This window comes from Streptomyces sp. ISL-11, assembly GCF_018614525.1.
GTDB lineage: Bacteria > Actinomycetota > Actinomycetes > Streptomycetales > Streptomycetaceae > Streptomyces.
On sequence record NZ_JAGGOL010000158.1, the window covers coordinates 1 to 12,928 of the forward strand.

The 12,928-nt window shown below is 74.7% G+C and carries 7 protein-coding genes, 1 pseudogene and 1 riboswitch; of the genes and pseudogenes, 3 read left to right on the top strand and 5 right to left on the bottom strand.

The features are described from left to right. Positions 1 to 388, bottom strand: a pseudogene (locus J7E86_RS31695) (hypothetical protein); the annotation flags it as partial. A 169-nt stretch (positions 389 to 557) separates the two neighbouring features. Here J7E86_RS31695 and J7E86_RS26650 point away from each other — a divergent pair. Further along, positions 558 to 3,773, top strand: a complete 3,216-nt coding sequence (locus J7E86_RS26650; protein ID WP_251019726.1) for a BTAD domain-containing putative transcriptional regulator — start codon at positions 558 to 560, stop codon at positions 3,771 to 3,773. 278 nt (positions 3,774 to 4,051) lie between these two features. Here the strand turns inward: J7E86_RS26650 and J7E86_RS26655 are convergent, their stop codons facing one another. Next, positions 4,052 to 4,477, bottom strand: coding sequence for a hypothetical protein (locus tag J7E86_RS26655; RefSeq protein WP_308312737.1), 426 nt, complete (start codon positions 4,475 to 4,477; stop codon positions 4,052 to 4,054). Positions 4,478 to 4,715: 238 nt separating this feature from the next. Between J7E86_RS26655 and J7E86_RS26660 the strand changes: the two genes are divergently transcribed. Beyond that, entirely contained in the window at positions 4,716 to 5,657 is a 942-nt protein-coding gene (locus J7E86_RS26660) for a serine protease (RefSeq protein ID WP_215085059.1), read from the top strand. A 53-nt stretch (positions 5,658 to 5,710) separates the two neighbouring features. Here the strand turns inward: J7E86_RS26660 and J7E86_RS26665 are convergent, their stop codons facing one another. The 3 genes from J7E86_RS26665 to cobN form a co-directional block, all read right to left on the bottom strand. Beyond that, positions 5,711 to 6,457, bottom strand: coding sequence for a hypothetical protein (locus tag J7E86_RS26665; RefSeq protein WP_215085061.1), 747 nt, complete (start codon positions 6,455 to 6,457; stop codon positions 5,711 to 5,713). Then, positions 6,457 to 7,710 (bottom strand): VWA domain-containing protein, encoded by a 1,254-nt coding sequence (locus J7E86_RS26670; protein WP_215085063.1) that lies wholly within the window; start codon positions 7,708 to 7,710, stop codon positions 6,457 to 6,459. Before J7E86_RS26670 ends, J7E86_RS26665 begins: the two co-directional genes overlap by 1 nt. 172 nt (positions 7,711 to 7,882) lie before the next feature. Next, the gene (cobN, locus tag J7E86_RS26675) at positions 7,883 to 11,482 is read right to left on the bottom strand and encodes a cobaltochelatase subunit CobN (protein WP_215085065.1); all 3,600 of its coding nucleotides are present in this window, start codon (positions 11,480 to 11,482) and stop codon (positions 7,883 to 7,885) included. Between the two features lie 88 nt (positions 11,483 to 11,570). Continuing rightward, positions 11,571 to 11,717, bottom strand: a riboswitch (cobalamin riboswitch). 77 nt (positions 11,718 to 11,794) lie between these two features. Here cobN and J7E86_RS26680 point away from each other — a divergent pair. Beyond that, positions 11,795 to 12,928, top strand: a 1,134-nt coding sequence (locus J7E86_RS26680; protein ID WP_251019727.1) for a hypothetical protein, incomplete at its 3' end; no start/stop codon positions are given.

Sequence of the window (12,928 nt, forward strand, 5' to 3'; positions counted from 1 at the left end):
CGCCCGGGCCACCCCGCGCCTCGGCGCGAGCCGCCCCCGCGGGCCCGTACGCGTGCAGCCATGCGCGGACCGCCTCGCGCAATGCGCCACCGCGGGCGCGGAGCAGTTCGTGGGCAAGGTCCGCCAGGCGCTCGGGGCTGTTGTCGGTCGCGGCCTCCCACGCCGCGGCCAGTGCCGGGTTCTCCCGGCGCGCGGGCCCGGTCAGCCGCTCCAGCGCCTGCCGCGCGGCCGTGCGCACCGGGTCGACCGCTCCCTCCGGCCCCTCGGATCCATTTCGTCCCTCCGCCCCCACCACCCCGCACAACGGCCGCCCCTCCGCCACCCCCGGCGACAACGTGCGGACGACAGCGTCGGTCAGTTCGCGCTCCCCCATCGGTTCCGCCGCCATGCCCCTCCCCCCTCACGGCCGCGCCGGCGCAACGCACACGACGTGGCCATTCGGCAATCCCTGGCCCGAGCTCTACCCCTCCCAGACCGATTCCGATCGTGTGTGACGGCGCAATCGGCGATTCAAGGCCACTCCCTCACCACCTGGCACCAAAGTTTGACGCTGTGTCATGCTCATCGTCCGAATGGACGTCCCGGGGGAAGGGGCGCAGATGGACATCCGGCTCTTGGGCACCATCGAACTGCGGGCCGACGGCCGGCGCTGCGGGCTCGGGTCAGGCAAGGCGGGCTGTACGCTCGCGGCCCTGGCGTACGACGTGGGCCGCCCGGTGAGCCTGGACACCCTGGTCCACCGCGTCTGGGACGATGCCCCGCCGCCGCGCGCCCGGGAAAGCCTCTACACGTACGCCTCCCGCATCCGCGCCGCCCTGCGCAAGGTCGGCGGCCCGGACGCGCCCGCCCTCGCCCACCACGCCCACACCTACGTCCTGGAGGCCGACCCGGAGACGGTCGACCTGCGCCGCTACCTGAGCCTGACCGCGCGGGCCCGGGCCCTGGACGGAGGCGGCGACACCCAGCAGGCGCTCCGGCTCCTCGACGAGGCGGCCGGGCTGTGGCGGGGCGAGCCGCTGGCCGGCCTGACCGGCTTCTGGGCCGAGGAGGTACGCGCCACGGCCGAGGCCGCGCACCTGGCGGCCGCCCTCACCCGGGCCGGCCTCGACCTGCGGCTCGGCCGCTTCGCGGACGCCGTCGCGGCGCTGTCGGCGCCGGCCGCCCGGCATCCCACGGACGAGTCGCTGGCCGCCCGGCTCGCCCTGGCGCTGCACGGCTGCGGCCGCACCGCCGAGGCGACCCACCTGCTGCGGGAGGTCACCCACCGGCTGGTCACCGAACACGGCACCGACCCGGGCGAGGAGCTCCGGCGCGTCCAGCACGGCATCCTCAACGGCGCTCCCGCCGTCCAGCTCCTGCCACGCGCGGACAGGGCGCTCCCGGAGCGGGAACGGGCGGCCGTACCCGACAATCTCCCCCACGACGTGCCCTGGGTCGGCCGGTCGACGGAGCTCCGCCACCTCGCCACGGCCCTGAGCCCGGCGGCCGGCACCCCGCGCGGCGTCGTCGCCCTGGAGGCGATCGACGGGATGGGCGGCGTCGGCAAGACCGCGCTCGCCGTGCACGCCGCGCACGTGCTGCGCGAGCGCTTCCCCGACGGGCGTCTCTACCTCAACCTCGGGGCCCACGCGTCCTTCCAGGAGCCGCTGGGTCCCGAGGCCGCCCTCGGTCAGCTCCTGCGCCTCCTCGGCGTGCCCGCCGCCGGCCTGCCCCCGGCCGTGGACGATCTGACGGCCCTGTGGCGCACCATGCTGTCCGACCGGCGCGCGATCGTCATCCTGGACGACGCCGCCGGCCCCGAGCAGGTACGGCCGTTGCTGCCCGGTGCCACGCCCTCACAGGTGATCGTCACCAGCCGCAGGCGGCTGACCGGCCTGCCCGGCGTCCGGCCCGTCTCGCTGGACGTGCTGTGCCGGGCGGAGGCGATCGACCTCTTCCACGACCGGGTGGGCGCCCGGCGCCCGGCCGAGGAGGCGGAGACCGCCGAGATCGTCCGGCTGTGCGGCTATCTCCCGCTCGCCATCGAGATGGCGGCCAGCCGCTTCCTCTCCCACGGCTCGTGGACGGCGCGCGACCTGGTGGACCGGCTCGCGCGCCCCGCCCGGCTCGCCGAGATCCGCGACGGCTACCGCGACCTCGCCCGCACCTTCGCCTTCTCCTACCGGTCCCTGACGCCGGTGCAGCAGACCGCGTTCCGCCGGCTCAGCCTGCACATCGGCTCGGAGTTCGGCGCGTACGCGGCGGCGGCGCTCACCGGGCTCTCCCTCGACGACACCGAACGCGTCCTGGAGGACCTCCTCAACTGCCACCTGCTCCAGGAGCCGAGCCCGCACCGCTACCGCATCCACGACCTGCTGCGCGAGTACGCCCGTACGCTCACGGACACCGGGCCCGGCGACGACGGCGGCTCCGACGGGCGGGCGGTCGACCGCCTGCTCGACCTCTGCCTCGACTGCGCCGACCGCGCCGACCGGATGCTGTTCCCGCACCGCCCGCGGACCGCCGTCACCCTCGACCGGCGGCCGGCCGAAGCACCCTCGTGGCTCGACCCGGCGGGCCCGCAGGAGTGGTTCGCCACCGAGCGTACGAACCTGCTGGCGGCCCTGGACCACGCCGCCCGCGACGCCCCGCCGCGCAGGGCCGCGCTCCTCGTCCACGCGCTCGGCGGCTTCCTGGAGTCCGAGGGCCTGTGGAGGGTGGCGGAGCCGCTGCACGAACGGGCCGCCGCCCACTGGCACCAGGCGGGGGAGCCCGCGGCCGAGGCACGGGCGCTGGTGGACCTCAGCGTGGCGCGCCTCATCGGGGCACGGTACGAGGAGGCCATCGCGAGCGCGAGCGGGGCGCTGGTCCTGGCCCGTGCCACCGGCGACCGGGAGACCGAGCCGGAGGCGCTGCACTACCTGGCGCTCCCCCACATGTACACCGCGCGCAACCACGAGGCACTGGCCTACCAGCAGGAGGCGCTCTCGCTCCACATGCGGTCCGGCAACCGATTACAGCAGGCGCGCAGCCTCAACAACATGGGCATCATCCTGCTGGAACTGGGACGGCACCAGCAGGCGCTGGGCTGCTTCCTCGACGCCCTCGCGCGCTTCCGCGAGGTCGACGACCGGCGCGGCCAGTGCCAGACCCTCAACAACTGCGGGGAGATCTACGCGCTGCTCGGGCTCACGGACCGGGCGACCCGCGCCTACTCGCAGGCCCTCGCCCTCGCCCGTGCCGGAGGGAGCCGCGCCTACCGGGCGACGGTGGAGATGAACCTGGCACGCGAACTGATGGGTTCGGGTGACCCGGAGCGGCCGCTGGCGCTGTGCCGCCGGGCCCTGGCCACCTTCCGGGGGACGGCGGACCGGCGGCACGAGTCCATCGCCCTCAACACACTGGGACAGGCGCTGAGTTGCGCGGGGTACGACGAGGAGGCCCTGGCCCACCAGTGGGCCGCCCTCACCCTCGCCCGCCGGATCGGCGCCACCCAGGAGGAGGCCCACGCCCTGCGCGACCTCGCCCTGGCCGAGCTGCGGACGGGCCGCTTCCGCAAGGCCGATGAGCATCTGACGGCCACCCTGGCCATCAACCGGCGGATGGAGGCACTCCTGGAGGAGGCGACGACGCTCGACCGGATGGCCGAGCTCCGGCTGGCGACCGGGGCACCGACGGAGGCCGGCGAGCTGCGGCGGGAGGCGGCGGCGATCCGGGACCGACTGGGCAGATCAGGATCGGACTCCATTGATCCGGAATCGGTCGAACTCGATCACCTTGATCAAGGTGCCTGACGCACGGCCGCTTGCCGAGCACGTTTTTCCTGCCGAGCCCTGCAAGGTCGTTCGAGATCAGCTACAACTACACGTGTTGTGTCAAGTACTTGGCCAACGTCCCCCGGAACAACAGTGAGGACACGCACGTGTACAGCACCATCCGGCGCGCCGTCGTCATGTCCGCCCTCGTCCTCGCGGCCTCGGCCGCGGGGATCTCCCACGCCGCGGCGGTGTGCATCGCCTCTTGACGGCCGGCTGAGGGGCGACCCCCATCAACCCCTCAGCCCCTCAGCCCCTCAGCAGCCCGAAGTCCAGTCGATGTCCCGGCCCTGTACCAGCGTCCCGACCCGGGCCTGGCCCGAGACCGTGTTCGTCACCTGACTGTTGTCGACCGACAGACCCGGCCGGACCCGCTCGGCCCAGCCCCGGAACTCCTCGGCGAACCGTGGATCCTCCAGCGCCCGCGCGAACAGCAGCGCGGCCAGCGACCGGACCTGGTCCTCGTCGCGCGGGTCCAGGGGCAGCACCGGCGCCGGGCCGCCGTCGTCCTCGGTCCGTCCCCGGCCGAGGGCCCGGCGGGCGAGCTCGGCGAGGGACCCCCACGCCTGCCGCCCCGCCTCGGTTCCGACGGAACCCGCGGCGGCGGTCACCGCGGTCGTGATCGCGCTCAGTGACACCGGATCGACCATCACAGCCAACTCCCCCACCTCGCCGGCGGACACGTCCGTGCCGCCCCAGGCTACCGCGCGCCCCGTGCCCTGGCCCCGACCGCACCGGCGAATCCGGCCCGGCCTGGCGCGCCGACGTCTCGTCACGGCCGCCCGGCGGTAGGACGATGACACGCCCGCCCCGTACGTGTCCTTTCCTCCGCCGTCCCCATCGCTCCCCACCGCCCTCGTCGCCCTCGTCGGCGCACCGGAGAGGGCGTCGGAGAGCGCATCAGAGAGAGGGAACCGTCCCATGAGAAGACCCTTCGGCCTCCCCTTCGCCCTCCGCGGCCTCGTCGGCGCGCTCGCCGGGCTGCTGGCCATGGCCGTTCCCGGACCGGCCGCGCTCGGCGCGGACGCCGGTGGCGGGCGGCGCGCCACGGCCGCCTCGGCCGGCGCCTACTGGACACCCGAACGGATGGCGGCCGCGCGGCCGGCCGCCGCGGAACGCCGGCGGCCCGGCCCCACCGCCGGCGAGCCCGTACCACCGAGCCACCCCTTCGACGGGCTTCCGCAGGTCGGCACGTTCTTCTGGACGGACGGCACGAACACCGGCCGGTTCTGCGGCGGCACGGTGGTCAGGAGCCCGCACCGTGACCTCGCCGTCAGCGCGGCCCACTGCCTGCGCTCGCCGGACCCCAAGCGGCGGCTGTCGTTCGTGCCGCAGTACCACGACGGGCTCAAGCCGCACGGCGTGTTCCCCGTCGAGAGCATCCACATCGACCAGCGGTACTACGACCTGGGCACGGACGGCGGCGCCCGCTGGGACTTCACCGTCGTCCGGCTGGGGCCCCGCGCCGACGGCTCCCGGGTGGAGAGCGCGGTCGGCGGCTTCGACCTCGCGGTCCGTACGGGGTACGCGCACCGCGACGTACGGCTGATCGGCTATCCGGGCAGCAGCGACGCGAAGTACCCCAAGCCGCTGGACTGCCGCTCGTCCACCCACCGCTACACCAGCACCGACCCCAAGGCTCCCGGTGACTTCCTGGAGATCGCCTGCGCGGGCTACGTCGGCGGCACCTCGGGCGGCCCGTTCCTGGTGCGCGGCCCGGCCGGACCGGTGCTGATCGGTGTCATCGGCGGCTACCACACGGGCGGCGACACCCCCGACATCTCGTACAGCTCCTACTTCAACGAAGACCTCTTGGCGCTGTACCTGCACGCCGTCGAGGGGGACGCGCCGACGAAGCCGTGACGCACGACGGCGCCCACGGCCGGAAGGCCGTGGGCGCCGTCACCGGCCCTCGGCTAGGCCCGGCCGCGGGGGTGGCGGGTCAGGGTGTAGCCGCCGACGGCCGCGAGGGCGCCCAGCACGGCTCCGCCCACGGTCCATCCCCAGCGGCCGCTCCACCAACCGCCGTTCCAGCCGCTGTCCGGCTCGGTGACGGCCGCCGCGTGCAGCGGGGCGAGCTCGCCGCCCTCGGCGCGCGCGCCGCCCGCGTCCTTCGCGGTCGCCTGGACCTCGGCCTTGACCGGCAGTCCGAGGTCCTCGTCGGGCACGTCGGTGACCGTGACGCGCAGGTAGTACGCGCCCGGCAGCGGGTCGTCGGCCCAGCGCTCGGACCAGGGCCGCACGGTGCGCAGCGTGCAGGTCAGCGTCACCTCGGCGGCCTGCTGCCCCGCCCGCTCGGCCGGCTCGCCGGAGGCGCACGCCTGGCGGCGGCGCAGCCCGTCGAAGACGTCGAGCCGCCAGGTGGCCGCACCGTGCCGCGAGGCGGCCTCGGGCAGCCGGACGACCGCCTTGGCGGTCACGTTCTGCCCGGCGCCGGCCGGCACCTGCCAGTAGAGGTAGTCACCGGTGGAGGCGTCGGCCGTCGCCTTCTGCCCCTGCTCGACGGGGGTGGCGGTACGGAAGCCCGTACCGGCCTCCGTCGGGGCCTCCTCCGCACTCCGCGAGGCGCTCGGGCTCGGCCCGTCGGCCGCGGCGGCTCCCGCCGAGGCGAACAGGGCGGCGCCGGCCAGCAGCGCCGAGGTCATCACACGGGTCGCACGCATCAGTTCGCCCTCCATACCGCGACGCGCCAGCGGGAGACCCAGCCCCACACCAGCCCGGCGAGCAGCCCGGTCACGGCCAGCACGGCCAGCAGCACCCAGCCCCGGCCCAGACCGAAGGCGGCCAGGTCGGAGGGGTTGTCCGGGGACTTCACGAGATCGACGGCCAGCTCGACGGGCAGGCCCGGGTCACGCTTGACGGACGGGGGCGCGGAGAACGAGCTGGAGACCTCCAGGCAGACCGTCCGCGGCTTCTTGTCGTCCTTCTTCTCCCCGATGGGGTAGCGCAGTCCGGACGACATCACGTCCGTACGCCCGCTGCCGGCGTCGCTGCCGCGCACGAGCTCCTGGCCGCCCTCGGTCACGGCGCGCAGCAGCACGCCGTAGTCACGGTCGACCGCGCGGTCCGCGCCGACGCTCACCGCGGCGCGCAGCTCCTGACCGGGCTTCACCGATACGCGGTACCAGCGGTGCTCGGAGAACTTCTCCCGGTCGGTCCAGATCCCGGCGCCGAGGTCGGGGGCCTTGGAGCACTCGCTCGCGCCCTCGGTGGGCTTCGGGGTCTCCACGGGCTTCTCGGCACGGCGTACGAGCTGCTTGATGCGGCCCGAGAGCTCGTCCTTGTGCTGCACGGAGGTGTACGTGCCGCCGGTGGCCTCGGCGATGCAGCTCAGCTGCTCACGCGTCTTGTCGTCGTGCGCCAGGCCGAGGGTGTCGATGGTCAGGTGCGTGCCCTTGGCGGCGAGTTCGCGCGCCACGTCGCACGGGTCGGGCTGCCCGCAGGAGTCCTCGCCGTCCGTGATCAGCACGATCCGGCGCGTACCGCCGTCCGTCCCCAGATCCTGGTCGGCGCCGCGCAGCGCGTACCCGATCGGCGTCCACCCCGTCGGCCGCAGCGTGGCGACGGCCGTCTTGGCGTCGGTCCGGTCGACCGGACCGACGGGGTACAGCTGCTTGCTGTCCCGGCAGCCGGTCGCCTTGTCGTCACCGGCGTAGTCGGCCCCGAGCGTCCGGATCCCGAGCCGCACCCCGCTGGGCACCGCGTCGATCACTTCGTTGAACGCCTGCTGGGCGGCCGACATGCGCGACTGGCCGTCCACGTCCCTGGCCCGCATCGACCCGCTGACGTCCAGCACGAGCTCGACCTTCGGGGAGTCCTTCGAAGGTTCGTCGGCGGCGCTCGCCGGGGTGAGTCCTACGGCCAGCGCGGCGAGCAGAGCGCATGCGCCCGCCGCGAGGCGTTTAGTGATGATCATCCGAAGATCCTAGTGAGCGACCGGGTCAGCCCAAAATGGCCGGGCGCCGTTGCCGGGGCCCCGCCCCGGGCCCCGGACCGCGCTGACGCGTGGTGGCCTCGAACGCCCGGCAGATCCAGCCCGGCCGGCGTTCGAGGCCGCCCGCCGCAGGCGCACCGGATCCGCGGACGGGCTACTCCTCCCCCTCCAGCTCGCCCTCCGTCTCCAGGAACGCCCGCTTCAGCTCCTCCAGCGTCTCCGCGTCCGGCTTGGCCCACATGCCGCGGCTCTCCGCCTCCAGGAGGCGTTCGGCGATGCCGTGCAGGGCCCAGGGGTTGGCGTTCTGGAGGAAGGCGCGGTTCTCGGGGTCGAGGACGTAGGTCTGGGCGAGCTTGTCGTACATCCAGTCGGGGACGACGCCGGTGGTGGCGTCGTAGCCGAAGAGGTAGTCGACGGTGGCGGCGAGTTCGAAGGCGCCCTTGTAGCCGTGGCGGCGCATCGCCTCGATCCAGCGGGGGTTGACCACGCGGGCGCGGAAGACGCGGGACGTCTCCTCGACCAGGGTGCGGGTGCGGATCGTCTCCGGGCGGGTGGAGTCGCCGATGTACGCCTCGGGGGCCGTGCCCCTGAGCGCCTTCACGGTCGCGACCATGCCGCCGTGGTACTGGAAGTAGTCGTCGGAGTCGGCGATGTCGTGCTCGCGGGTGTCGGTGTTCTTCGCCGCGACCGCGATGCGCTTGTAGGCGGTCTCCATCTCCTCGCGGGCCGGGCGGCCCTCCAGTTCGCGGCCGTAGGCGTAGCCGCCCCAGACGGTGTAGACCTCCGCGAGGTCGGCGTCGGTGCGCCAGTCGCGGCTGTCGATGAGCTGGAGGATGCCGGCGCCGTACGTGCCGGGGCGGGAGCCGAAGATGCGGGTGGTGGCGCGGCGTTCGTCGCCGTGGGCGGCGAGGTCGGCCTGGGCGTGGGCGCGGACGTAGTTCCGCTCGGCCGGTTCGTCCAGGGACGCCGCCAGGCGCACCGCGTCGTCCAGGAGGCCGATCACGTGCGGGAAGGCGTCGCGGAAGAAGCCGCTGATGCGGAGGGTGGTGTCGATGCGGGGGCGGCCCAGCTCGTCGAGGGAGAGGGGTTCGAGGCCCGTCACCCGCCTCGACGCCTCGTCCCACACCGGGCGGATGCCCAGCAGGGCCAGCGCCTCCGCGACGTCGTCGCCGGCGGTGCGCATCGCGCTCGTACCCCACAGCGACAGGCCCACCGACTTCGGCCACTCGCCGTTGTCGGTGCGGTAGCGCTCCAGGAGGGAGTCGGCCAGGGCCTGGCCGGTCTCCCAGGCCAGGCGGCTGGGGACGGCCTTGGGGTCGACGGAGTAGAAGTTGCGGCCGGTCGGCAGGACGTTGACCAGGCCGCGCAGCGGGGACCCGGACGGGCCCGCGGGAACGAAGCCGCCGGCCAGGGCGTGCACCGCGTGGTCGAGCTCGTCGGTGGTGGCGGCCAGGCGCGGGACGACCTCGCGGGCGGCGAAGTCGAGGATGGCGGCGACCTGTCCGGGCTGCCCGTGCGCGACCGTGCTCACCGCCGCCGGGTCCCAGGCCGCGTCCTCCATCGCCTGGACGAGCGTACGGGCCTGCTCTTCCGCCTCGTCGGCGGTGGTGCGGGTGGCGGCGGACTCGTCGAGGCCGAGGGCCTCGCGCAGGCCGGGCAGGGCGGCGGTGCCGCCCCAGATCTGGCGGGCGCGCAGGATCGACAGGACGAGGTTGACGCGCTCGGGTCCGGTCGGGGCGCCGCCCAGGACGTGCAGGCCGTCGCGGATCTGGGCGTCCTTGACCTCGCACAGCCAGCCGTCGACGTGCAGCAGGAAGTCGTCGAAGCCGTCGTCGTCCGGGCGGTCCTCCAGGCCGAGGTCGTGGTCGAGCTTGGCGGCCTGGATCAGGGTCCAGATCTGGGCGCGGATGGCCGGCAGCTTGGCCGGGTCCATCGCGGAGATGGCGGCGTACTCGTCGAGGAGCTGCTCCAGGCGCGTGATGTCGCCGTAGGACTCGGCGCGGGCCATCGGCGGTACGAGGTGGTCGACGAGGGTGGCGTGGGCGCGGCGCTTGGCCTGGGTGCCCTCGCCGGGGTCGTTGACGAGGAAGGGGTAGACCAGCGGCAGGTCGCCGAGGGCGGCGTCGGGGCCGCAGGCGGCGGACAGGCCGGCGTTCTTGCCGGGCAGCCACTCCAGGTTGCCGTGCTTGCCGAGGTGGACCATCGCGTCGGCGCCGAAGCCGCCGTCGTCGGCGGAGGCCGCGATCCAGCGGTAGGCGGCCAGGTAGTGGTGCGAGGGCGGCAGGTCGGGGTCGTGGTAGATGGCGATGGGGTTCTCGCCGAAGCCGCGCGGCGGCTGGATGAGGATGAGGAGGTTGCCGCGGCGCAGGGCCGCCAGCACGATGTCGCCCTCGGGGTTGCGGCTGCGGTCGAGGAACATCTCGCCCGGCGGCGGCCCCCAGTGCTCCTCGACGGACTCGCGCAGCTCCTGCGGCAGCTTCGCGTACCAGCGCTTGTAGTCGGCGGCGGGGATGCGGACGGGGTTGCGGGCGAGCTGCTCCTCGGTGAGCCACTCCTGGTCGTGGCCGCCGGCCTCGATGAGGGCGTAGATCAGTTCGTCGCCGTCGCCCGACTCCAGTCCCGGAACGGCCTCGTCGCCGAAGTCGTAGCCCTCCTCGCGCAGGCGGCGCAGCAGGGCGACGGCGCTGGCGGGGGTGTCGAGGCCGACGGCGTTGCCGATGCGGGAGTGCTTGGTGGGGTAGGCGGAGAGGACGAGCGCGAGGCGCTTGTCGGCGGCGGGGATGTGGCGCAGGCGGGCGTGGCGCACGGCGATGCCGGCGACGCGGGCGGCACGCTCGGGGTCGGCGACGTAGGCGGGCAGGCCGTCCTCGTCGACCTCCTTGAAGGAGAACGGGACGGTGATGATGCGGCCGTCGAACTCGGGGACGGCGACCTGGGTGGCGGCGTCGAGCGGCGAGAGGCCCTCGTCGTTCTCCTCCCAGGCGCTGCGCGGGCCGGTCAGGCACAGGGCCTGCAGGATCGGCACGTCGAGCGCGGCGAGGGCGCCGGCGTCCCAGGACTCGTCGTCGCCGCCGGCGGAGGCGGTGGCGGGCTTGGTGCCGCCCGCGGCCAGGACGGTGGTGACGACGGCGTCGGCGGTACCGAGCGCCTCGACGAGGCCGGGCTCGGGGGCGCGCAGGGACGCCACGAACAGCGGGAGGGGGCGGCCGCCCGCGTCCTCGACGGCGTCGCACAGGGCGTCGACGAAGGCGGTGTTGCCGCTCATGTGGTGGGCGCGGTAGTAGAGCACCGCGATCACCGGGCCGGTGGCGTCCGGCCGGGGCGCGCGCTCCAGCGGGCCCCAGGTGGGGGCGGCGGCGGGCGCCTCGAAGCCGTGGCCGGTGAGCAGCACGGTGTCGGAGAGGAACCGGGCGAGCTGTTCGAGGTTGGCGGGCCCGCCGTGCGCGAGGTAGGCGTGGGCCTCGGCTGCGATGCCGATGGGGACGGTGGACGCCTCCATCAGCTGGGCGTCGGGAGCCTGTTCGCCGGTGAGGACGACGACGGGCCGGTCTCCGGCGAGCAGCTGGTCCAGGCCCTCCTGCCAGGCGCGGATGCCGCCGAGGAGGCGCACGACGACGAGGTCGGTGCCCTCCAGGAGCTCCGGGAGGTCGTCCAGCGCGAGCCGGGCGGGGTTGGCGAGCCGGTACGGGACCGGGCCTCCGGCCGCGCGGGCGCTGAGCAGGTCGGTGTCGGAGGTCGACAGGAGAAGGATCACGCGGCGCTCCCCAGGGCTTCGAGGGTCACTCGGGGCGCGCGGGACCGGGACGTGCGCATGCGGCGGCAGCCTTCCTCGGGGTCCGCGCCCCGGGCGGTTGGAGGACGGCGGGAGTTCCTGACTCGCGCGGCATCGCTGCCGTGCTCACAGTGGCGGGACCGTGCCGGAGTTCCACCGGCTTCCTCCCCTGTCGCCGTCGCTGGCGTTGTGGTGGACCGGAAAAGCAGAACGGTCCGCCGTTGAGCATAGTAAGCGCTGGCAGATGCCCTGTGGGACGGTGCACCGGGTGTGATCGTCGGTATGCTCGCCGCCATGTCCGTCACCCCCACATCCCCCGCGGACCGGGATGGCTCCGGCAGTGCCGCCGCGGCCGCCGGACGGCCGGTCCGCGAGCGCGGCGACGCCTGTCCGGGCGCGCTGCGGCTGCACGCCGCGGACGACGGGGCGCTGGCGCGCGTCCGGCTGCCGGGCGGATTGCTGACGGCCCGTCAGGCGGAGGTGCTGGCCGGCCTCTCCGAGCGGCTCGGGGACGGGAATCTCGACATCACCTCGCGCGGCAACGTGCAGATCCGCGGCCTCGCGGAAGGGTGCGGCGGCGAGCTGGGCGGGCTACTGCGCGCGGCCGGCCTGCTGCCGTCCGACCGGAACGAGCGGATCCGCAACGTGGCCGCGTCACCGCTGTGCGGGCTGGACGGGCGGGACGAGTGGGACGGGCCGGACGAGGAAAAGGGACAGAACACGCAGGGCGAACCGGATGAGTCGGGCATCCGGAGCGGCGGGCCCGGCGGACGGGTGGACGTGCAGGCGTGGGCCCGGGAGCTCGACGCGCTGTTGTGCGCCGACGGCGTACGGGTGCGCGAGGCGGCGCCGGGACCGACGCGCGAGCCGGCCGGCACCGAAGTGCCGTCACTGGCCGGCGATTTCATCGATTTGTCCGGTCTGTCGGGCCGGTTCCTCTTCGGACTGGACGACGGGCGGGGCGATATCGTGGCGCTCGCACCCGATGTGACATTGATCGCAAGCGGTCCGGACCGGGCCGTCCTGTGCTTCGGCACCACCGGCCCCGGGCTGCGGATCGCCGCCGCGGACGCGCCCCGCGCGGCCGCGCTGGCGGCCGCCGAGTTCCTGACGGCCGTGGGCGAGAGCGGCGGACGCGCCTGGCGGGTCCGCGAACTCCCCCCGGGCGCACGGCCCCGCACCGCCCGGCTCGCGGACCGGCTCGCGGCGGCGGGCATCGCCTGTACCCCGCTCCCCCGCCCGGCGCTCCCGCTCGGCCCGCCGGTGGAGCCCGGCACGGTCACCGGCCCGGACGGCTCGCGCGCCCTGTCGGTCGCCGCCCCGCTCGGGCGGCTGACCGCCGCCCAGTGCCGGCTCCTGGCCCGTACCGCCGACCGGGACGGCGACGGCGAGCTGCGTGTGACACCCTGGCGCGGCGTCGTCGTCCCC